This is a genomic window from Vreelandella malpeensis (assembly GCF_020622355.1).
Lineage (GTDB): Bacteria > Pseudomonadota > Gammaproteobacteria > Pseudomonadales > Halomonadaceae > Vreelandella > Vreelandella malpeensis.
In genome coordinates this window covers 736,948-758,468 of record NZ_WHVL01000001.1, presented here as the reverse complement: position 1 = coordinate 758,468, position 21,521 = coordinate 736,948, and the positions used below count along the sequence as shown (strand labels likewise).

18 protein-coding genes and 1 pseudogene are annotated in these 21,521 nt (G+C 59.2%); 17 read left to right on the top strand and 2 right to left on the bottom strand.

Annotated elements, in window-relative coordinates:
• Positions 1-26: 26 nt before the first annotated feature.
• The 11 genes from araG (at position 27) to GEV37_RS03400 (ending at position 11,159) form a co-directional block, all read left to right on the top strand.
• Positions 27-1,520, top strand: coding sequence for an L-arabinose ABC transporter ATP-binding protein AraG (gene araG, locus GEV37_RS03450; protein WP_227388768.1), 1,494 nt, complete (start codon positions 27-29; stop codon positions 1,518-1,520).
• 25 nt (positions 1,521-1,545) lie between these two features.
• On the top strand, positions 1,546-2,562 hold the full coding sequence (gene araH, locus GEV37_RS03445) for an L-arabinose ABC transporter permease AraH (RefSeq protein WP_227388767.1): 1,017 nt from the start codon (positions 1,546-1,548) through the stop codon (positions 2,560-2,562).
• Positions 2,563-2,617: 55 nt separating this feature from the next.
• Complete coding sequence (locus GEV37_RS03440) at positions 2,618-4,363, top strand: IlvD/Edd family dehydratase (protein ID WP_227388766.1); 1,746 nt, start codon at positions 2,618-2,620, stop codon at positions 4,361-4,363.
• Between the two features lie 310 nt (positions 4,364-4,673).
• Positions 4,674-4,991: a hypothetical protein gene (locus GEV37_RS03435; protein WP_227388765.1), complete on the top strand. Its 318-nt coding sequence runs from the start codon at positions 4,674-4,676 to the stop codon at positions 4,989-4,991.
• 194 nt (positions 4,992-5,185) lie between these two features.
• Positions 5,186-6,292, top strand: coding sequence for an acyltransferase family protein (locus GEV37_RS03430; RefSeq protein WP_227388764.1), 1,107 nt, complete (start codon positions 5,186-5,188; stop codon positions 6,290-6,292).
• Positions 6,293-6,308: 16 nt separating this feature from the next.
• Positions 6,309-7,424 carry a serine hydrolase gene (locus tag GEV37_RS03425; protein ID WP_227388763.1) on the top strand — a complete coding sequence of 372 codons (1,116 nt, stop codon included), beginning with the start codon at positions 6,309-6,311 and terminating at the stop codon, positions 7,422-7,424.
• 19 nt (positions 7,425-7,443) lie between these two features.
• Positions 7,444-7,758 (top strand): peptidylprolyl isomerase, encoded by a 315-nt coding sequence (locus GEV37_RS03420; protein WP_479694302.1) that lies wholly within the window; start codon positions 7,444-7,446, stop codon positions 7,756-7,758.
• 81 nt (positions 7,759-7,839) lie between these two features.
• Positions 7,840-8,775, top strand: coding sequence for an ABC transporter ATP-binding protein (locus tag GEV37_RS03415; RefSeq protein WP_227388761.1), 936 nt, complete (start codon positions 7,840-7,842; stop codon positions 8,773-8,775).
• Positions 8,772-9,533 carry an ABC transporter permease gene (locus GEV37_RS03410; protein WP_227388760.1) on the top strand — a complete coding sequence of 254 codons (762 nt, stop codon included), beginning with the start codon at positions 8,772-8,774 and terminating at the stop codon, positions 9,531-9,533. The genes GEV37_RS03415 and GEV37_RS03410 overlap by 4 nt, the downstream gene beginning before the upstream one ends.
• Before the next feature lie 75 nt (positions 9,534-9,608).
• Positions 9,609-10,616, top strand: a complete 1,008-nt coding sequence (locus tag GEV37_RS03405) for a nucleoid-associated protein (protein WP_227388759.1) — start codon at positions 9,609-9,611, stop codon at positions 10,614-10,616.
• Between the two features lie 84 nt (positions 10,617-10,700).
• On the top strand, positions 10,701-11,159 hold the full coding sequence (locus GEV37_RS03400; RefSeq protein ID WP_227388758.1) for a tellurite resistance TerB family protein: 459 nt from the start codon (positions 10,701-10,703) through the stop codon (positions 11,157-11,159).
• Here the strand turns inward: GEV37_RS03400 and GEV37_RS03395 are convergent, their stop codons facing one another.
• Entirely contained in the window at positions 11,160-12,176 is a 1,017-nt protein-coding gene (locus GEV37_RS03395) for a serine hydrolase domain-containing protein (RefSeq protein ID WP_227388757.1), read from the bottom strand.
• A gap of 321 nt (positions 12,177-12,497) precedes the next feature.
• The gene (locus GEV37_RS03390) at positions 12,498-12,812 is read right to left on the bottom strand and encodes a hypothetical protein (protein ID WP_227388756.1); all 315 of its coding nucleotides are present in this window, start codon (positions 12,810-12,812) and stop codon (positions 12,498-12,500) included.
• A 325-nt stretch (positions 12,813-13,137) separates the two neighbouring features.
• Here GEV37_RS03390 and fliD point away from each other — a divergent pair, with 325 nt between their 5' ends.
• From fliD to GEV37_RS17060, 6 genes and pseudogenes are all read left to right on the top strand, one after another.
• Positions 13,138-14,478: a flagellar filament capping protein FliD gene (gene fliD, locus GEV37_RS03385; RefSeq protein ID WP_227388755.1), complete on the top strand. Its 1,341-nt coding sequence runs from the start codon at positions 13,138-13,140 to the stop codon at positions 14,476-14,478.
• A 137-nt stretch (positions 14,479-14,615) separates the two neighbouring features.
• Positions 14,616-15,476: a flagellin N-terminal helical domain-containing protein gene (locus GEV37_RS03380; protein ID WP_227388754.1), complete on the top strand. Its 861-nt coding sequence runs from the start codon at positions 14,616-14,618 to the stop codon at positions 15,474-15,476.
• Between the two features lie 179 nt (positions 15,477-15,655).
• The gene (locus GEV37_RS03375) at positions 15,656-16,510 is read left to right on the top strand and encodes a flagellin N-terminal helical domain-containing protein (protein WP_227388753.1); all 855 of its coding nucleotides are present in this window, start codon (positions 15,656-15,658) and stop codon (positions 16,508-16,510) included.
• Positions 16,511-16,747: 237 nt separating this feature from the next.
• Entirely contained in the window at positions 16,748-19,819 is a 3,072-nt protein-coding gene (locus GEV37_RS03370) for a glycosyltransferase (RefSeq protein WP_227388752.1), read from the top strand.
• A gap of 242 nt (positions 19,820-20,061) precedes the next feature.
• Complete coding sequence (locus tag GEV37_RS03365; RefSeq protein ID WP_227389203.1) at positions 20,062-21,156, top strand: DegT/DnrJ/EryC1/StrS family aminotransferase; 1,095 nt, start codon at positions 20,062-20,064, stop codon at positions 21,154-21,156.
• A pseudogene (locus tag GEV37_RS17060) lies at positions 21,140-21,475 on the top strand (hypothetical protein); the annotation flags it as partial. The gene GEV37_RS03365 and the pseudogene GEV37_RS17060, both read left to right, overlap by 17 nt.
• Positions 21,476-21,521 lie beyond the last annotated feature (46 nt).

Sequence of the window (21,521 nt, the reverse complement as noted above, 5' to 3'; positions counted from 1 at the left end):
GCGCCGATGGCGCAAAGGAGATCGACATGGCGCAGCCGTACCTGCGTTTCGAGAAGATCAGCGTGGTGTTCCCTGGTGTGCGGGCGCTCGACAAGGTGAGCTTCGCCGCCCACGCCGGGCAGGTCCACGCGCTGATGGGCGAGAACGGTGCCGGCAAGTCGACGCTGTTGAAAGTGCTCAGCGGCGTCAACCGCACTACCGAAGGAGCGCTCTGGGTCGACGGCCAGCGTCACGTCTTCGCCAACGCCCGCGAGGCGCTGCGCGAAGGGGTGGCGATCATCTACCAGGAGCTGACGCTGTCGCCGAACATGTCGGTGGCGGAGAACCTGCTGCTGGGGCAGCTACCCACGCGCGGCGGGTTCGTGGATCGCCGTCGGCTGAAGGAGCGGGCGCTTACGATCCTACAAGATCTGGGCGAAGGGGCGATCCACCCCTCGACCAAGGTGCGCGAGCTTTCGATCGGCCAGCAGCAAATGATCGAGATCGGACGGGCGCTTCTGCGCGATGCCCGGGTAATCGCCTTCGACGAGCCCACCAGCAGCCTGTCGGTGCAGGAGACGCGCCAGCTCAAGCGCATCGTGGCGCGCCTGCGCGACGAAGGGCGCGTGGTGCTCTACGTGACTCACCGCATGGAGGAGGTGTTCGAGATGTGCGACGCGGTGACCATCTTTCGCGACGGTCGCCACATCCGCACCCACGAGCAGATGGCAACGCTCACCCAGGACCAGCTGGTCAGCGAGATGGTCGGCCGCGACATCGACGACGTCTACGGCTATCGCCCTCGCGAGACCGGCGAGATCGCGCTGCAGGTGGACGCGATCGAGGGGCGTGGTGTCAGTACACCGGTCAGCTTCGCGGTGAAAAAAGGCGAAGTGTTCGGCCTGTTCGGGCTGGTCGGCGCCGGGCGCAGCGAGCTGCTGCGCCTGGTGTGCGGGGTCGAGACGCCGAAGGCGGGCAGCGTCACCTTCAACGGGATCACCCGGCGCTTCAAGAGTCCGGGCGAGGCGATCCGCGCCGGCATCGCCATGTGCCCGGAGGATCGCAAGTCCCAGGGCATCTTTCCCGTGGCGAGCGTGGCGGACAACCTGAACATCAGCTGCCGGCGCTTTTTCAAGCGGTTGGGCGTGTTTCGCCACCCCGGGCGCGAGCGGCGCAACGCCCAGGACTATATCCAGAAACTCAGCGTCAAGACGCCGAGTCATCGCGCGCCGATCGGCAAGCTCTCCGGCGGCAACCAGCAGAAGGTGATCCTCGCTCGCTGGCTCGCTGAGGAGATCGACCTGTTCGTGATGGACGAACCGACTCGCGGCATCGACGTGGGCGCGCGGCGCGACATCTACGGACTGCTTTACGCGCTCGCCGAGCGCGGCAAGAGCGTGGTGGTGATCTCGAGCGATCTGGCCGAGGTGAGTTCGATCTGCGACCGCATCGCGGTGATGCGCGACGGCGCGCTGGTCGAGGTGGTCGAGCGCGACGAGGCGACGCCCGAACGCTTGCTGGGGTTGGCGCTACCAGCCTGAACCGATCTTTTCAAAGGGCTCGACAATGACGACGAACAAGGTTGCGACCTACAACGATCCCAAGGTCCCGGCGCGTCCCGCCGGTCGCCAGGGCTTGATCAAGCCGCTGCGCACGCTGCTCGATACCTCCGGGCTGATCGCCATTTTTCTCTTGCTGTTCGTGGCGCTGGCGGTGTTCATCCCGGACTTTCTCACCGGCCGCAACATGGTGGGACTGCTGCTCTCGATCACCCTGATCGGCAGCCTCGCCACCACCATGATGCTGGTGCTGGCACTGGGCGAGGTCGACCTGTCCGTCGCCTCTATCGTGGCCTTCGCCGGTGTGGTCGCGGCGGTGGTGACGTCGACCTCCGGCAGCGTGCTGGTCGGCGTGCTCGGCGGAGTAGTGGCTGGCGGGGCGGTCGGGGTGTTCAACGGCCTGGTGATCGCTCGCTTCGGTATCAACTCGCTGATCGCCACGCTCGCGGCCATGGAGTTCGTGCGGGGGCTTGCCTACATCACCTCCGGGGGAGACGCGGTGATGATCACCGTGCCGGGCTTTTTCGATCTGGGTAGCGCCGCGTTTCTGGGGCTGACGCTGCCGGTGTGGACCATGCTGGCCTGTTTTCTGATCTTCGGCGTAGTGCTCAACATGACCGCCTTCGGGCGCAACGTGCTGGCCACCGGCGGTAATTCGGAAGCGGCGGCCTTGGCCGGGGTGAACGTGCGGCGCCTCAAGATCATCGTCTTCGGGCTGCAGGGCGTGGTGGCCGGCGTGGTCGGGGTGCTGCTCGCCTCGCGCATGGGCCTTGGCGACCCCAACACCTCCATGGGGCTCGAGCTTGCGGTCATTTCCGCCTGCGTGCTGGGGGGCGTGGCGCTCTCCGGCGGGGTGGCGACGATCACCGGCGTGGTGGTCGGGGTGCTGATCATGGGCTGCGTGCAGAACGCCATGGGGCTTCTCAACGTGCCCACTTTTTATCAGTACCTGGTGCGCGGCGCGATCCTGCTGCTGGCCGTGATGTTCGACCGCTGGAAGCAGACCCGCCGACAGCGCGCCTGACCCACCTCTTTTCTCGTTTCACCGCCTTTCACCGATGGCTTACGGAGAGCTTCCCATGTCCACAGGAAAAACATCGCTGCGCTCGGCCCAGTGGTTCGGCACTGCCGACAAGAATGGCTTCATGTACCGAAGCTGGATGAAGAATCAGGGCATTCCCGATCATGAATTCCAGGGCAAGCCGATCATCGGCATCTGCAACACCTGGTCGGAGCTTACCCCCTGCAACGCCCATTTCCGCAAGCTCGCCGAGCACGTCAAGAAGGGCGTGCTCGAGGCCGGCGGCTACCCGGTCGAGTTCCCGGTTTTCTCCAGCGGCGAGTCCAACCTGCGTCCCACGGCAATGTTCACCCGCAACCTCGCGAGCATGGACGTCGAGGAGGCGATCCGCGGCAACCCGATCGATGCCGTGGTGTTGCTGGTGGGCTGCGACAAGACCACCCCGGCGCTGCTGATGGGTGCGGCGAGCTGCGATATCCCTACCATCGTGGTCACCGGCGGGCCGATGCTCAACGGCAAGCATGAAGGCCGCGACATCGGCTCCGGCACCGTGGTCTGGAAGCTCTCCGAGCAGGTCAAGGCCGGCGAAATCTCGCTGCACGACTTCATGGCCGCCGAAGCGGGCATGTCGCGCTCGGCGGGCACCTGTAACACTATGGGCACTGCTTCGACCATGGCCTGCATGGCGGAATCATTAGGCGTCTCGCTGCCCCACAACGCCGCCATTCCGGCGGTGGATTCGCGTCGCTACGTGCTGGCGCACCTGTCGGGCAACCGCATCGTCGAGATGGTCCACGAGGATCTGCGGCTCTCGAAGGTGCTCACGAAGGAGGCCTTCGACAACGCCATTCGCACCAACGCGGCGATCGGCGGCTCGACCAACGCGGTCATTCACCTGAAGGCGATTGCCGGGCGCATCGGCGTGGAGTTGTCGCTCGACGACTGGAGCCGGGTCGGGCGCGGCACACCCACGCTGGTCGATCTGCAGCCCTCCGGGCGCTTTCTGATGGAGGAGTTCTACTACGCCGGCGGGCTGCCCGCGGTGCTCAGGCGCCTGGGCGAGGTGGACCGGCTGCCGTTCAAGAACGCACTCACCGTCAACGGCAAGACCCTCTGGGAAAACGTGCAGGACGCGCCGCTCTACAACGACGCGGTGATCCGCCCGCTGGACAATCCGCTGACCCGAGACGGCGGCATCTGCATCCTGCGCGGCAACCTCGCCCCCGACGGCGCGGTACTCAAGCCTTCGGCGGCCACACCGGAGCTCATGCAGCATCGCGGGCGGGCGGTGGTGTTCGAGGACTTCGACGATTACAAGGCACGCATCAACGACCCTGACCTGGATGTGGAGGCAAGCGACATTCTGGTGATGAAGCACTGCGGCCCGCGGGGGTACCACGGCATGGCCGAGGTCGGCAACATGGGGCTGCCGCCGAAGATCCTTGCCCAAGGCGTGACCGACATGGTGCGGATATCGGATGCGCGCATGAGCGGTACCGCCTACGGCACGGTGGTGCTGCACGTCGCGCCGGAAGCGGCGGCGGGTGGGCCGCTCGCTGCGGTTCAAAACGGCGACTGGATCGAGCTCGACTGCGAAAGCGGTCGGCTGCACCTGGAAGTCGACGAGCAGGAGATCGCTCGGCGGCTGGCTGAGTGCGATGCCCTGGCGGCCTCGACGCTGATCGCCCGCCAGGGCGGCTACCGTCAGCTCTACATCGAGCGGGTACTGCAGGCCGACCAAGGGTGCGACTTCGATTTTCTGGTGGGCTGCCGGGGGGCGGAAGTGCCACGGCATTCTCATTGAACCAGGCTTGTCTAACCGCGATTGACATGGCCCGCCGGGGCCCATGTGTCAGCCTTAAACACCAATGGCATTGATTATTGTTATTAAGAAGAGCGTATTGGCATTCTTTGAGTGTTTGTAAAGCACTGTTTTAAAGTGTATTTTAATTTTTTGCCAAAAAGTTGGTACGCCCACTGCAACTGGGTTGGCAAGAGCGAATTGGCCGGAAGGCGGCGCTCTTGAAGGAAAACTCAACGTACCATTTTCAGATGGGGCTGCCTTACCGGCCCTGGATGAAGCAGGAAAGCAAAGCCAAACAGGAGGCATGATCATGAATAAGGACGCTCTCAAAAAGCTGGGTATTCTGGGTGTATCTTTCGGTCTGATGGCGAGCCCGCTGGCGTTTGCCGGCATGGAAGAGGGCACCGCGCCGCAGGAGCCGACGCCGCACGAAGACACCATGCAAGATGATCAAGGCACCTACCAGAGCTACGAAACGGATCAGCAGCCGGGTGCTACCACCGAGTACGAAGAGGAAGAGCAAGAGTTTACCTACGAAGAGGAAGAGGAAGAGCAGGAATTCACCTACGAAGAAGAGGAAGAGGAGCAAGAGTGGGATACCGACTCTGACACCGATAGCGATTCGTAGTGGTAATTGACCCATTGCGAAAGGAATGGCCGCTTCACCGGCTCATGGACGAGCCACGAAATGCCCCGCCGACTGCGGGGCATTTTGCGTTTAAAGCCCCCGGCGTGGCGGGGCGGGGGATAGGCTAAAGTGGTAGGCATGCCTGTCATCGCCCGAGCGTCTTTCCGGGCGCTTCATACAAGGAAGTGGGTCACGTGCCGAATTTCAAGGAAGTCCCCGTTCTGCCGCGGCTCGAGCGCCGCATCGAAGCCATCGATCTCGCCCGCGGCATCGCCATCGCGCTGATGATCCTGAGCCACACCGTTAGCGGCCTGGTCGGCATCCCCAACGTGCCGGAGTGGGGCATGGTGCCGGTGCACCTGCTCACCAAGTTCTCCTCGTCGCTGTTCATCCTGGTATTCGGGGTGGCGCTGGCGGTGGCATTTCTGCCACGTACCCGGGACGAGGATTGGCCCCGTCGGCGGCTGAAGCTCTGGTTGCGTGCCCTGGAAGTGTGGTTCTGGTACAAGGCGCTGACCATCGTCGAGATGCTGCCCTTCAACGCGCCGGCGGACATCGTCAACACGCTGCTCTACGGCAACTTCGCCATCTGGGTGGAGATCCTCGGCTTCTACGCCATCGCGCTGTTGTGGGTGCCGCTGGTACTGCCGTTCTGGGCGCGGGCGCCGCTGTGGTCGCGCTTGGCGGCCATCGTGCTGCTCGCGGCCCTTTCCGCCTGGCTCCAGGGGTTCGATTTCGGTGGCAACGCCATTCTCAAGGCGCTGCTGGTCGATCACGAAGACTACTACACCTGGGGGCAACTGAGCCGTGCGCCGCTGGTGTTGACCGGCCTCTTGATCGGCGAGGCGGCGCTGCGCTGCGCCAGCGAGCGTGCCGACCGGCGCCGGCTGGTGCTGGCGCTCCTGGCACTCGGCGCGGTAATGGTCGGCGCCTTCTTCGCCCTGGCCGCTGTTAACGGCGACGTTCACGCCGCCATGCTGGCGGTGGCCAACAACGTCGGCAAGCACCCGCCGGGGCTCGCCTTCATGCTGTTCAGCGTGGGGGGCGCTTTCGTGCTGCTGGGCCTTGCGCTGGCGGGCGGGGCCACGGCGGCCAAGGCACTTTTGCCGCTTACCCTGGTCGGAAGCGATGCGCTCAAGGCGTTCATCTTTCATATCGTGATGATCTTTCTGGTGCTGCGCTTTCTGCTGGAGCGCAACGGCGTCTACACCTACGCAGAGACGCTGGGTGTGGGAGCTCTTTTGATCCTGGGCGCGGCGCTATGGATCTGGCTCACCCGGTGGATTGCGGCGCGCCGTTGAACGAAGAGGTAACGAAGTGCGACGTTTAAAACGCTGGCTGCTTGGCGCAGCGCTTTTGGTAGCGCTGCCCGTTCAGGCCGACTGGTATTTCGAGGTCGACAAGCGAAGCCCCTGGCAGACGAGCCTGAGTACCCGCATCGCCGCCATCGAGGAGGCGCTCAACGGCGAGGTGGGGGTCTACGTGCAGGATCTCCAAAGCGGCGAGGCGTTCTCCTGGAAGGCCGAAGCGCCCTGGTATCTCGCCTCGCTGGTCAAGGTGCCGGTAGCTGCCGAGATTCTTGCCCGGCGTCAGGCCGGTGAGCTCGCCCTCGACGAGCGCCTCACGCTGACCCCGCGCCACTTCGTCGACGGCGCCGGGCCGGTGAACTGGCACGATCCGGGTACGCCGATTTCCATCGGCTACCTGCTCGAGCAGATGATCACCGTCAGCGATAACACCGCCTCGGACATGCTGATCGAGCGCGCCGGGCTCGACGCGGTGAACGCCCGTGCCCGGGCCATGATCGCCGCTGCCGGCGGCGACCCGACCAGGCTTGGGCCGATCACTACGCTGGTCGGCGTACGTCAGGGCGTGTACGGCGAAATGCACCCGCAGGCGCGCGAGCTCACGGGCACCGACTTCATGGCACTGCGCCAGCACCGCCTGTCCGAGCGTCCGGCGGCGCTGGCAAGCCGCCTGGGCGTGGCTCGGCAGAGCCTGGCGGCGGCGGATTACGACGCCGCGTTCGAGGCCTACGAGCAGGGCGGCGAGAACACCGCCCCCCTGACGGTCTACGGCGACCTGCTGGCCACGCTTAACGCCGGCGGGCTTGCGGATCTGGACGCTGCCGAGCGCCAGGCGTTGATCGAGATGATGATGCGCACTCGCTCCGGCGAGGCGCGGCTCAAGCGCGGGCTGGGCGAGGGATTTCGCTTCGCCCACAAGACCGGCACCCAGCACCGGCGAAGCTGCGATGCGGGGCTCGCGTTTGCGTCATCAAGTGTCGCCTCATCGAGCGCAGGGCCTTGGGTAGTCGTCGCCTGCACCCGCGGGCCAGTAGCGCTCGCCCCCCACGAACAGGCGCTGGCTCGTGTCGGCGAGGCGCTGGTGGTCACCAGGGCGCTTGGCCACACCACGAGCGGCGAGCCGTGATAAACTAGCGCCCCTTCGCATCCCGCTTCAGAAATCCAACCTCAGGAGAGTTTCCATGGCCAGCGCCAACGCCCGTCATATTCTGGTAAGCAGTGAAGAGCAGTGCCTCGCCCTCAAGCAGGAGATCGAGAACGGCCGTGATTTCGCGGACGTGGCCAAGCAACACTCGAGCTGCCCGTCCGGCCGCCAGGGCGGTGACCTGGGCAGCTTCGGCCCGGGCCAGATGGTGCCGGAGTTCGACAAGGTGGTGTTCAGCGGCGAGCTCAACAAGGTGCACGGCCCGGTCAAGACCCAGTTCGGCTACCACCTGCTCGAGATCACTCGCCGCAGCTAATTCGCCGCTCGGCGTCGGCGCTTGCGCCGACGCCCCTGGTTGTCAGGCACCGCGCGCCGAACGCGGTGTGAGGAGTACGCCTTGCACGACCCGATCATTTCCATCCAGGGCCTGAATAAAACCTATGAGGGCGGCTTTCAGGCGCTCAAGCATGTGGATCTGTCCATTCAGCGTGGCGAAATATTCGCCCTGCTCGGCCCCAATGGCGCGGGTAAGACCACGCTGATCAGCCTGGTGTGCGGGTTGGTCAACCCCACGAACGGCCGCATCACCGTCGACGGCTTCGACAACGTCAAGCAGTACCGGCAAGCGCGCGAGCGCATCGGCCTGGTGCCCCAGGAGCTCACCAACGAGGCCTTCGAGACGGTATGGAACACGGTGAGCTTCAGCCGCGGCCTGTTCGGCAAGCCGCCGAATCCTGCCCACATCGAGAAGGTGCTCACGTCGCTGGCGCTGTGGGACAAGCGCGACAACCGGCTGATCACGCTTTCCGGCGGCATGAAGCGGCGCGTCTTGATCGCCAAGGCGCTCTCCCACGAGCCGCGCATCCTGTTTCTCGACGAGCCCACCGCCGGTGTCGACGTGGCGCTGCGTCGTGACATGTGGGAGGTGGTACGCCGGCTTCGCGACGATGGTGTCACCATCATTCTCACCACCCACTACATCGAGGAAGCCGAGGAGATGGCCGATCGCATCGGCGTGATCAACGGCGGCGAAGTGGTGCTGGTGGAGGAGAAGACCGCGCTGATGAAAAAGCTCGGCAGCAAGCAGCTCACTCTCGAGCTTCACACGCCGCTTTCGGCGCTGCCGGCGCGGCTTCAGGTCGATACGCTCACCCTGAGCGACGACGGCCGCTCGCTCGTGTACACCTACGACGGCCACCAGGAAGAGCAGGGGCGCGGCGTCTCGGCGCTCTTGAGCGTGCTCAACGAAGAGGAAATTCTGGTGAAGGACGTGCACACCCGGCAGAGCTCGCTGGAGGATATTTTCGTCGACCTGGTCAAGGAGCGCTCATGAACCTCTATCCCGTCCGCTCGATCTACATGGCGGAGATGGCGCGCACTCGGCGAACGCTGTTGCAAAGCATCGTCTCGCCGGTGATCTCCACCTCGCTCTACTTCGTGGTGTTCGGCGCGGCGATCGGCTCGCGCATCAGCGAAATCAACGGGGTGAGCTACGGCGCCTTTATCGTGCCCGGGCTGATCATGCTGATGCTCTTGACCCAGAGCGTCTCGAACGCCTCCTTCGGCATCTTCTTTCCCAAGTTCTCCGGCAGCATCTACGAGATTCTCTCCGCGCCCATCTCGTATCTCGAGGTGGTGGTGGGCTACGTGGGGGCGGCGGCATCGAAATCGATTCTCCTGGGCTTGATCATCCTGGGCACCTCGAGCTTCTTCGTGCCGCTCGAGATCGCCCATCCGTTCTGGATGCTCACCTTTCTGGTGCTCACCGCCGTCACCTTCAGCCTGCTGGGGTTCATCATCGGTATCTGGGCCGACGGCTTCGACAAGCTGCAGATCGTGCCGCTTCTGATCATCACCCCGCTGACCTTTCTGGGCGGCAGCTTCTACTCCATCGACATGCTGCCGCCGTTCTGGCAGAGCGTGACGCTCGCCAACCCGGTGGTGTATCTGGTCAGCGGCTTTCGCTGGAGCTTCTACGGCGTCAGCGACGTCAGCCTGTGGGCGAGTGTCGGCATGATCACGCTCTTTCTGGCGGCAAGCCTTGCCACCATAGGCTGGATCTTCCGCACCGGCTATCGGCTGAAACCCTGAGAGCGTTTCTCCTCGAACGTTTCCCGTCGACCGTTTCACGGCGACCGCTTCATCGTTTAAAAGGCTTCTCTTCATATGCCGCTTCTGCAAAGCATCGTGCATCGCCTGGAACCCACCCTCGACGGCGAGCGCCTGACCGTGACCCCCGCGCCCGCTGCCAGTGCGCCGGAAGATGCGCACATGACGAGCCTCGTCGGCAAGCTCGGGGATGCCTACAACACCAAGGCCAAGGGCTGGGGGCGCTTTGCCCTCGAGGGCGACCAGGCCGGGCCGCTGGTGGCCTGGCTCGAGGCCTACCTCGCCGGCGAGCAGGATTTCCTGACCTTCACCACGGCGCTCACCGAGCGCCTGGCCTCGGAGCTCAAGGAGGCGCTGTCGGTGAGCGGCTACCTGGTCGTCGCCCACCAGCGCCAGGGCGATACCGAAACGCTGTTCTTCGCCCTGGTGCATCAGCGCGAAGGCATCGGCATCGATGACGCCCATCAGGCCGTGCCCGCCGCCCAGCTCAATACCCAGCAGTTGACGCTTGCGGCGCGGGTCAATATCACCCAGTGGCGGCAGAATGAGGGCAGCCAGCAGTACGTCTCGTTTCTGAAGGATCGCGGTGCCAAGAAGCTCGCCGACGGGGTCGCGGCGGTGCTCGGCATGGAGGAGGGAGTCGATGCCCCGACGGAAACCCGCACGCTGCTCAAGGCGTTCAGCGACTACGTCGAAAAGGAGGACTTCGACGAAGACACCAGTCGCGAGAAGACCGATACGCTGGTGGAGTACGCCAGCGAGCAGATGCGCCGCGGCGAGCCGATGACGTTGGAGGAGCTCTCGGAGCTGGTCGATGATCAAGCGCCCAAGGCGTTTTATGATCACATCCGCAACGCCGACTACGGCCTCTCGCCGGAAATTCCGCCGGACAAGAAGACCTTGAGCCAGTTTCGCCGCTTTACTGGCCGCGCCGGGGGTGTCTCGATCAGCTTCGACTCCCACCTTCTGGGCTCGAGCATCGAGTACGACGAGGGCCAGGATCGCCTGATCATCAAGCAGGTGCCCAAGCAGCTCAAGGAGCAACTTTCCAAGCGTAAGGGGTGAGTCGTTGGTGTTGAGTGTTAGTGGTGAGTAGTGAATCGGGAGTCGTGATGGATGATTTGATCTTTAGGCAGCGAGGAGACGGCGATGCTCGATGCAATTCGTGATTTTTTCCATGAGGCGCTGGCACAGCCCGAGCGGCGAGAGCGCCCGCACCTGACCCTGGAGCTCGCCTCGGCGGCGCTACTTTGCGAGGTGATACGCGCCGATTTCGAGCAAACCGATGCCGAACGTCGGGCGCTCAAACAAATGCTGATGGCGCGCTACTCCCTCAGTGAGGCGGACGTCACCGAGCTGATGGCGCTGGCGGATGCCGAGGTGGATCAGGCAGTGGATCACTACCAGTTCGTCAGCCTCATCAAGGAGCACTACGATTACGCCAGGCGCTGCGAACTGGTCGCTCTGATGTGGCAGCTCGCCTGGGCGGACGGTAGCATCGACCCGCTGGAGGAACACCGCATTCGCCGGCTGGCGGATCTGTTGCACGTCAGCCACAGCGACTTCATCCGGGCCAAGCTCGAGGCAGAAAAGTACCGCGATGCGTGATCACTTCGGCGTGTTGCCTTGGCCTGAATGCATCAACACATTGGCCACCAGCCGGTTCAACTGCTGCTGGAATTGTCCGCCCGGCGAGGGTGGATTGGGGTCGGAGGTGATCACCACCGTCATTGCCCGCTCGGGAATCACGTAAAGCGCCTGACCGCCGTAGCCGCGGCCGTAGTAGGCCGGCACGCCCGCCAGGGTGGTGACGAACCAGCCCAGCCCGTAGCCGTCGCCGGTCCAGGGCGAGCGTCCGCGTGGTGTCCATGAATCCTCGACGTAACCCTCCGGCAGAATGCGCTCTCCGTTCACCACGCCGTCATGGCGATAGAGCTCGCCGATGTCGACCAGCGCCCGAGGCGAGAGCTGCATGTCGTTGCCGCCGAAGTAGATACCTTGGGGATCGCGCGGCCAGCTGGGGATGGCGATATCGAGCGGCACGGCCAGCAGGCGCTGGGCGAGCGCATGGGTGGATTCACCGCTTGCCTCGGTAAGGGCCGCGGAGAGCAGGTGGCTCGAGCCCGTGGAGTAGAGCATTCGTCCGCCGGGCTCGTCGACGAAGGGCTGGCTCAGGGCGTAGGCCACCCAGTCGGGGCTCGCCACCCAGGCGCTGTAATGGGCGCCGGAGGTGCGTTCGAGCCCCGACTGCATGGCCAGCAGGTGCTCGAGAGTGATGTCCTCGACCTGCGGGTCGACGCCTTCGGGCACGCGGCTTCCCAGCAACTCGACCAGCGGCTGATCGAGCGTCTCGACCACGCCTGCTTCGAGCGCTGCCCCGGTAATCGCCGCCAGCACCGTCTTGGAAAGCGATTTCACGTTGGCCGGCACCGCTACACCCGGCCCGCCCTGGTGAATCTCATGCACAATCTCGCCGTTCACGGCGACCAACACCGTGTGCAGGCGCGAAAGGGCGCCTGCCTGCTCGTCGAGGGCGTGAAGCGCCTGACGTGAAGGCGTCTCGGCAAGCGCCTCTGACGACAGGCTTATCAACATCATCGCTCCCAGCAAGGCTATCGCACGCATCGGCTCTCCTCGTTCATGTTGGCGGTCACTCAAAAAGCGTAGAGCGTTCGGCACATTAGCGCATGCAAATTACGCAAAGAGCTCAAAAGCCTGCTAATCTGAGGGTGTTACCTTTAAGGGGTCAACAACCCCTTGATTTTTCTAAACGCAAAAAGCAAGGAGCGCCATTATGCGTAACATCATCTACATCGTGGGCCTGGTCGTGGTCGTACTGTTCATTCTTTCGATGCTTGGACTTCGCTGATCCAGGCCGCGCCGAACACAAACGCCCGCATTCGCGGGCGTTTTTCGTTGGGCCTTTCAAGGCTAGAGACTATAGGGCTAGGCGCAATCCGCCGCCCCTTGGCCGAACAAATCGAAGAGCACTTCCCTGCCCAAGGCGGTCAACACGAATCTGCCCTCAGGGTTGATTCCCGCCGCCGCGCTCGCCTCGAGCGTCTTGCGGCACACGCTCCACCCCGTTCCCCGCGCTTCCAGCGCCTTCATTTCCCGCTTCGCCAGCCCGCAGCTCGGCAGTGAAATCGTCTCCAGCACATGGCCGCCCTCGGCGAGCAGGTCGGCGACGGTCAGCAGGCAGCGGCGTAGCTGATGGCGCTCTGCAAGCCTCGGTTCGGCGGCGTTTGCCTCGAACGTCATGTGAAGCTCCAGTGGTGTTAAGATGTTCTCCATCATTGTAAATCAGTGACTGATGTTAGACCAAGGTCTAAAGTGACCGTCGGTGAACGACGTTGTCGTTTTGAATGTAATGGTGCGCCTTGCATCATGTAACTGTCAGATCAAGCGGCTAGATTGGGCGAATGGTAAAGAGCAGATGCAGCGGCTCCTCTTTTACCACTTCGCTTTGATGAAGGCAGCCGAAGCTGATTGTCACTGCTTTACGAACGTTGCGGCTAAAGTTTTTTTATGTGTGGCCGATAGCTGATTCAAGTGACTTTTACAATATTCAAGGAGGGCTTACCTCATGGCGTCAATTTCTGCACTTGGTGTGGGTTCTGGACTCAATTTGTCCGGCCTGATTGATCAGCTCAAGGCAGCTGAACAACAGAAACTCGTGCCGATACTCGAGCAGCAAAGCGCACAGAAGACCAAGATTTCAGCTTACGGCCGTCTTCAGTCTGCCATGGAGCGCGTTCAGACGTCGGTGGTAGCCCTTAATGAAGGCTCTACTTTCAAGCAGCAAAAAAGCTCCGTAACAGGGGAAGGGGTTCTGGCAACGGCCAAGGAGTCCGCCAGCCCTGGACGTTACGAGATATCCGTCACGCAGCTGGCGCGCGCCGGCAGTGTGGCCTCCAATAGCATGGCGCTTAATGACGTGTTGGCGGCAGATGCTTCGACGTTGACTTTGACGTTCGATACGGCGCTAAACGTGAATATCGACATTCCTGCAGGCAGCACCTTGGCGGATGTGCGCGACCAGATCAATGCTGACAAGGAGTCTGGCGTCAACGCATCTCTGATCAACGATGGCGCAGGCTATCGATTGGCGCTGAGTTCGAAAGAGACGGGCAAGGAAGCTGCCGTGACCGGTTTTTCCGGCCTCGGCTCGCTTGCCGTGGATAACACGACGCTAAGGGCGGGACGCGATGCCGAACTCGACGTCAACGGCATTGCCATCACCAGCAAGACCAATAAGGTAGAAGAGGCGATTCAGGGCGTCACGCTCGACCTGACAGCAGTATCCGAAAGTTCTATAACGCTGGTCATCGAGCGCGACCAGGATTCGCTGCGCGGTGCTATTGACGATTTCGTTAAAAATTTCAACGAGATGAAGTCTACAGTTGGACGCATGACACAATTCAATGGTGCAGGAGAAATTTCCGGTGAGCTGATCGGGGATCGTACAGTACGTACCATCGAGAATCGGCTGCGCCAGGATATCAGTGATAGTCTAGCCGGCGGGGATATCCAGCGGCTCTCGCAAATCGGTATCACGCTGGACCGGCAGGGGCGCCTCGAGATCGATGATGACAAGCTCAATGCGGCAATTGCGACCGGCCCGGAAGCCCTTTCCAGTTTCTTTGCCGGGGACTCGAAGGAAGCGGGATTTGCAGGACGCCTGACTACGACACTCAAGGAGATCACCAGCGAAGATGGATTGATCAGTAGCTCGATTAGCAGTGCTGAATTACGCGTCGACAGCCTCGATCAGCGCAAGCTTCGCATGGAAGGCAGCATCGAACGCAGCGTCGAGCGCTATCGCAAGCAGTTCGCCCAACTGGACGGCATGATCGCGCAAATGAATTCGATGAGCAGCTACCTAGGTCAGCAGTTCGACATGCTAAGCAATATGCAGAAGAAATGATCTTTGAGTTGCACTTCGTTACATAAAAAAGGGTGGTGTAGTTAAAGAAGTTTGCCTGGGGGCCGTTATCTATAGCATCGGCGACATAAACGCCGCAAACCGGCCCCTTGGCCAGTCAAACTTCGAGGAATATATCCATGTCCGTGATCAACACCAACATCACTTCCATGATCGGCCAGAACAACCTGCGTTCTTCCCAGAGCATGCTGGCCCAAGCGCAGGAGCGTCTGTCTTCCGGTCTGCGTATCAACAGCGCATCCGACGACGCTGCCGGTCAGGCCATCGCCAACAAGATGACCGCCCAGATCAAGGGTATGGACCAGGCCAGCCGCAACGCCAGCGACGGTATCTCTCTGGTGCAGACCATGGAAGGTGGCCTGGATCAGATCAACGACAACCTGCAGCGTATTCGTGAACTGGCGGTACAGGGTGCCAACGACACCAACACCGCCGACGACCGCGCCGCGATCGAAACCGAAATCAACGAGCGTCTGGCCGAGATCGACCGCGTTGCGGGCAGCAATAACTTCAACGGTACCAACCTGTTGAACGTTGCGAGCGGCGCCGATACTGCCCTCAATATTCAGGTCGGTTCCAACACCGACTCCGAAGACGTCATCACGGTCAATCGTATCGATGCAACCGTGACTGGCCTCGGTCTGTCTGGCGGCGGCATGTCCGGCTCTTCGTTCACAGCGGGTACCAGCGGAGCCCATGACAACTTCCAGAGCCTGATCGACTCCGTCGATACTGCCGTCAAGTCCCTGGACACCGACCGTGCCACCCTGGGCGCCACACTCAACCGCTTTGACTCGGTCATCGACAACCTGGCGACCACCAAGACCAACCTGTCCGAAGCGCGTTCACGCATCGAGGATGCCGACTACGCAGTGGAAGTCTCCAACATGACCCGCGCGAACATCCTGCAGCAGGCGGGTACATCCATGCTGGCCCAGGCAAACCAGACCCCGCAGTCCGTTCTTTCCCTGCTGGGCTAATACGTCACATCGTCCTTGGACGAACGACGATAGAGACGGGGCCGAAAGGCCCCGTTTTTTTAGTTAAAAAGACATGATCGGGCTAAAGAATTCCTTCGTGCGGCCGTTAATCATAATAACGGCGATGAAAGCGCCGCAAAGCCGGCCTCCAGGCCAGATAAACTTCGAGGAGCATTTCCATGTCCGTGATCAACACCAACATCACTTCCATGATCGGCCAGAACAACCTGCGTTCTTCCCAGAGCATGCTGGCCCAAGCGCAGGAGCGTCTGTCTTCCGGTCTGCGTATCAACAGCGCCTCCGACGACGCCGCCGGTCAGGCTATCGCTAACAAGATGACCGCCCAGATCAAGGGCATGGACCAGGCGAGCCGCAACGCCAGCGACGGTATCTCTCTGGTGCAGACCATGGAAGGCGGTCTGGATCAGATCAACGACAACCTGCAGCGCATTCGTGAACTGGCGGTACAAGGTGCCAACGACACCAATACCGCCGATGACCGCGCCGCGATCGAAACCGAAATCAACGAGCGTCTAGCCGAGATCGACCGCGTGGCGGGCAGTAACAACTTCAACGGTACCAACCTGTTGAATGTCAGCGGCGGTGGTGCCCTCAACATTCAAGTGGGCGCCAACACCGATTCCGAAGACGTCATCACTGTCAATCGTATCGATGCAACCGTGGCTGGCCTCGGTCTGTCTGGCGGCGGCATGTCAGGCTCTTCGTTCACAGCGGGTACCAGCGGTGCCCATGACAACTTCCAGAGCCTGATCGACTCCGTCGATACTGCCGTCAAGTCCCTGGATACCGACCGTGCCACCCTGGGTGCTACGCTCAACCGCTTCGATTCGGTCATCGACAACCTGGCGACCACCAAGACCAACCTGTCCGAAGCGCGTTCACGCATCGAGGATGCCGACTACGCGGTGGAAGTCTCCAACATGACCCGCGCGAACATCCTGCAGCAGGCGGGTACGTCCATGCTGGCCCAGGCAAACCAGACGCCGCAGTCCGTTCTTTCCCTGCTGGGCTAATACGTCGTATCGTCCTTAAACGAACGACGATAGAAACGGGGCCGAAAGGCCCCGTTTTTTGGTCGAAAGAATGACGTCCCGCGTTGCCGAGCATTACGGACGATCCCTCTATCCGATCATCCAATTCCTACGTCATTGCTAGAATACCTGCTCAAACATGAGCGCATTTACCCCTTTGGTCTTCGAGTCGACACAGTAAACTAACGGCATGATTATTGTCGCTACGTGAGTCGTTTAATGGCCAAGCAAAAAGCGGTACCGGTGATCGAGAAACGCAAACCTCGTCTGCTGTGGGCAAACCCCTTCTGTCTGCTGGATACATCGAGTGGTGCCAGCATGAGCGTGCGACAGATGCTGCAGCAACTGGCGGCCAACGGGTACGAAATACAGATACTGGGGGCGACGATTTTCGATAACCCCAAAGGCACTGGGCTGCTCAAAGAACAGTTTCCCGACTTGAATCAACACCTGCACCAGCTCATCGAGGTCAACGATGGACCGCTGATGCACCAAATGATCGTGAGCAACAGCTTCAACCGTAATCATTTAACGAGCCACGAGGAGAGTCTCTGGTACAGCCAGTACCTTTACATGCTCGATTCGTTCAAGCCCGACGTCGTATGGTTCTACGGAGGCCAGACGCTGGATCTTCTGATCGCCGATGAAGCGCGGGACCGAGGTATTGCCGTCGCGTTTTACCTGGCCAATGGAAGCTACCAGTCGCCACGCTGGTGTCGTGACGTGGATCTTATCGTCACTGACAGTCAGGCCACGGCAAAGATGTATCAAGACAAGATCGGCTTCGTCTCGAAGCCGGTAGGCAAGTTCATCGATTCTACCCATTTCGTTGCCGAGCGCCATGAACGGCGTCGCCTGCTTTTCGTCAATCCTAGCTGGCAGAAGGGAGTGAGCATCTTCGTTCAGCTGGCGGAGAAACTCGAGCGAGAACGACCGGATATCGAGCTCGAAGTCGTGGAAGCTCGAGCGGACTGGTCTGCGGTACTGCGAGAAGTTACGCAAAAGATGGGGGGCCAGCGAAGCGCATTGAAAAACGTTACCGTTACGCCCAATACCAGTGACATGCGAGGCCCTTACAGCCGTGCTCGCCTACTGGTGGCGCCCAGCCTTTGGTGGGAAAGCTCAGGTCGAGTGCTGGCGGAGGCCATGTTGAACGGCATTCCTGCCCTCATTACCAATCGCGGTGGCATGCCCGAGATGATCGGAGATGCCGGCATCGCCTTCGACTTTCCGTCACGTTGCTATGAGGAGCCTTACCAACAGCTACTCGAGGAAAGTGAGCTCCAGCCACTGTTTGAAGCCACCGTTGCCTTTTATGACGATGAGGTGCTCTATCAGGACTATGTAACCCGTGCGATAGAGATTGGCGAGCGAATGCATCATATGGATCGCGCGACCGAACGCCTGCTCCAGGCGTTCGATCCTTTGGTGCGCTTACGCTCGGGCAGCAAGGATTTTTTGATCACCCAGAAAAAACGGCATCGGCAACGTCTTGTCGGCAGGGCGACCAAGCCCACGCTGAAAGTGGATCGTTCCTGGGAGCAATGGATCGACAGCCGTACCACAGGCGGCCTGGATAGCGACGTTCTGACACCGAAGCTCCAGCTATCTGATGATTTTACCTGGCAGCTCAAGGGCAAGATCATCGTGCTCGACAATCGAGCCCGTTTGATCAAAAACGGCCTGGCCAGCCAGATGGCCTCGACAGGGGCCTTTGCCCTTGTGGCTTTCGACCCGGCCAGCGAAATAAAAGAGCCCAAGCAGTATGAGGGCAGTGATACGATTCAAGTGTTTCAGCATGCGCTGTTGGGTGATGGCCAGCCCACCACACTATACGCTTGCGTCGCACCCGAGATGAGCAGCACACTGGCGCCTCTTGCGATGGGAGAACTCCCCAAACGCCATCACTTGGGTATTCAGCAGATCGCGGAGCTTCCCATCAATACGGTGGCCCTTGATAGCATTACGGGCCTCGAGAGTCTCGATTGGCTCGTTCTGGATGAGCTGAGTGATGCCATGGCCGTGCTAGAAAACGGTGAGCGTTACTTGAAGGAAACATTGCTTATTCAAGCGCGTGTCCCTTTTCAGCTGACCCATGCAAGACAACCCAGTTTCGCCGAACTTCAGCACTGGGCGAGCCGACACGGGTTCCGCTTCTATCGTTTCCACAACGTACGTCATTACAGCCATCTTCCCGACAAACTGAATGAACGAACGCCTTGCGCCAGCGAACAGGAAAGTGCAGATATCCTGCTGTTGCCCGATGCAGAGCGCCTGGGAAGCATCAGTAACGAAAGAAAGGTCAAGCTCGCTTTCATCTTGAGCAGCGTGTTTGCTGCCCACGATATGGCCTTCGAGCTGTTATCCAAGGTGGACCAGGATAAAGCCTTGGCCTTTCTGGAAGCCCGATCGCTGCTTCCCAGATCATCAGAGCAGCGTAACCTCAAATCCGTCATGCCCCCGGCAGGCCCCGTCGTCCTCCCGGAAGAGCATCACAATGGCAAACCCTTGGTCAGTGTCTTTTGTGCGACTTACAACCACGTAGATTTTCTAGAGGAGGCCATCCAAGGGATCATTGCCCAAAGAACTCGTTTTCCATTTGAAGTGGTCATTCACGACGATGCTTCGACTGATGGCACGCAGGAGATCATCAGAAAATACGCATCCCAGTACCCAGACTTGATTAAGCCTATCTATCAACAGAAGAATTTATTTAGACAAGGTGTCAAGGTGACCGATTTCTGCTTTCCCAGACTGCAAGGGAAGTACGTTGCGCTATGTGAAGGGGATGACTACTGGACGGATCCCGAAAAACTCCAGAAGCAGTTCGATTTCATGGAAAATAATGAAGAGGTAGTCATTTGCCATCATGACGCTTTCATCTTCGACAAGAATGGAGAAGTGGCTTCATCGAAATTGAGAGATGAATTCAAGAGAAGCTATACTCGAGATGAAATGCTACGTAACAACTGTTTTATCTTAACGCTGACCATGTTTTTCAGAAAGAAGTTTACTCATTTTCCTGAAGAGAAATCTCACGTTAATAATGGTGACAGCTTCTTGATCGCTTTGCTGGGGCAGTATGGTAAAAGTTACTACATGGAGAATATAACACCTGCAGCTTACAGGCTTCATGGCAATTCGATATGGTCGAGCAAGAGTGTCAAGGAAAAGAATAAGATGCAGGCCAATACGTTCAAGTGGATGTCGCGGTACTATAAGCGGATGAAAAAAAAGGATCTCGCGGATTATTATGCTTGGCAGGAAAACAATTTCTTAAAAAAAAGCTAGCATCTGCTTTTACTGTTTGTGAAAGCCCCGCCGAATGGTGGGGTGTATTCATAGATAGTGACGGAAATATTTTTGGATACTGGCGATTGCTGCTTACTTTAGGCGGATAACGACACATGAAAAATCGTCAATGTCGATGAGAGGTTTGTTTGAAATAAGTAGGATGGTACTTATCTACAACAATTCGCATACGGCTTTCAACCAAGTCGTGGCGATTTATTTCGCTTAATAGAAGGCCTGTGATGATACCTGTAACAAAGCCTTATTTACCTTGCCGTGAAAAGTTTGACCGGTATATAGACGGCATCTACGATCGCACTTGGCTCACTAATAATGGTAAGTTGGTTCAAGAGCTTACTCAGCGTCTAGAAGAATACTTAGAAGTAGAAAATCTTCTTCTTGTAGCGAACGGCACTCTGGCACTACAAATTGCTTATCGAGCGTTGTGTGTTACTGGTCGTCATGAGCCTATTGAAGCTATCACCACTCCTTTTACCTTTGTAGCTACTGCCAGCTCACTCAAATGGGAAGGCGTAGAGCCGGTATTTGCTGATATTGATCCGAATAGCTGGTGCCTGAATCCTTCAAATATTGAAGACAAGATCACCGCCAATACACGCGCTATCGTTCCGGTGCATGTATTCGGCAACGCCTGTGATGTAGAAACTATTGTTACTATTGCAAAGAAAAATAATATTAGCGTTATTTATGATGCCTCCCATGCTTTCGGCGTAAAATATAAAGGGCAAAGTTTGCTCAAGTATGGAGATGCTGCTACCCTCAGCTTCCATGCAACTAAGCTTTTTCACACCGGCGAAGGCGGTGCAATTATCTTTAAGCGAAAGGAAGATTTAGAGCGCGCTAAGAAGATGATCAACTTTGGTATTACCGGCCCTGAGACAATAGAAGAATTGGGTATCAATGCCAAGATGAGCGAGCTGCAGGCCGCGATGGGGCTCTGTGTACTGGATGAAATGGAAGAGAATTTGCAAGCCAGAGCAGGGGTCTGGATAAGATATGAGCAAGCATTAAGTGATTTATTACAGCTTCAGACCAAACCTGAGGCGCTTGGCTACAATTACGCCTATTTTCCGGTGGTATTTGAAAACGAAGAGCAGGCCATACGAGTAGAAGCCATACTTAAGGAAAATGGTGTACTAGCAAGGCGATACTTTTACCCGTCACTAGGGTCATTGAAGTATTTAGATGTCCACCTAGACCAACCAGTATCAAAAGATATTGCCAGCCGAATTCTGTGCTTACCTATCTTTGCGCAGTTGAAGAATTGTACACAAGATAAAATTATCGAGATTATTACTCATGAGCTCAGGCGCTAATGCAAATAATACACAGCATTCGTTACGGCGGATTGTTGTAGGTATATGTTCCATTGGTAGTGGCGTCGGCCAATCTATCATAGACTCATGCCGTCTATCCCGTCTTCCCTTACGAACAATAGGGCTAGGCAATACACCCTTAGCCTATGGGCTGTACGAGTGTGATGATTACGCATACTTACCAAGCTATTATGACTCAGAATATATTGATCATCTACTGAGTATATGCTCAATAAAGTCTATTAATGTTTTGACCCCTGGTCATGATGATGAAGCGCTAATCCTTGCGGAAAATATCGATAAGTTCAAGGAGAGGGGAATAGACGTTATTGTCTCCCGGGCAGACCTCATTAGAGCTTGTCGCG

Coding starts and splice junctions, on each gene's coding strand:
- GEV37_RS03440 (WP_227388766.1), top strand. CDS start 2,618: ATGTCCACAGGAAAAACATCGCTGCGCTCGGCCCAGTGGTTCGGCACT.
- GEV37_RS03410 (WP_227388760.1), top strand. CDS start 8,772: ATGAACCTCTATCCCGTCCGCTCGATCTACATGGCGGAGATGGCGCGC.
- GEV37_RS03375 (WP_227388753.1), top strand. CDS start 15,656: ATGTCCGTGATCAACACCAACATCACTTCCATGATCGGCCAGAACAAC.
- araH (WP_227388767.1), top strand. CDS start 1,546: ATGACGACGAACAAGGTTGCGACCTACAACGATCCCAAGGTCCCGGCG.
- GEV37_RS03405 (WP_227388759.1), top strand. CDS start 9,609: ATGCCGCTTCTGCAAAGCATCGTGCATCGCCTGGAACCCACCCTCGAC.
- GEV37_RS03370 (WP_227388752.1), top strand. CDS start 16,748: ATGGCCAAGCAAAAAGCGGTACCGGTGATCGAGAAACGCAAACCTCGT.
- araG (WP_227388768.1), top strand. CDS start 27: ATGGCGCAGCCGTACCTGCGTTTCGAGAAGATCAGCGTGGTGTTCCCT.
- GEV37_RS03395 (WP_227388757.1), bottom strand. CDS start 12,176: ATGCGTGCGATAGCCTTGCTGGGAGCGATGATGTTGATAAGCCTGTCG.
- GEV37_RS03390 (WP_227388756.1), bottom strand. CDS start 12,812: ATGACGTTCGAGGCAAACGCCGCCGAACCGAGGCTTGCAGAGCGCCAT.
- GEV37_RS03380 (WP_227388754.1), top strand. CDS start 14,616: ATGTCCGTGATCAACACCAACATCACTTCCATGATCGGCCAGAACAAC.
- GEV37_RS03365 (WP_227389203.1), top strand. CDS start 20,062: ATGATACCTGTAACAAAGCCTTATTTACCTTGCCGTGAAAAGTTTGAC.
- fliD (WP_227388755.1), top strand. CDS start 13,138: ATGGCGTCAATTTCTGCACTTGGTGTGGGTTCTGGACTCAATTTGTCC.
- GEV37_RS03435 (WP_227388765.1), top strand. CDS start 4,674: ATGAATAAGGACGCTCTCAAAAAGCTGGGTATTCTGGGTGTATCTTTC.
- GEV37_RS03400 (WP_227388758.1), top strand. CDS start 10,701: ATGCTCGATGCAATTCGTGATTTTTTCCATGAGGCGCTGGCACAGCCC.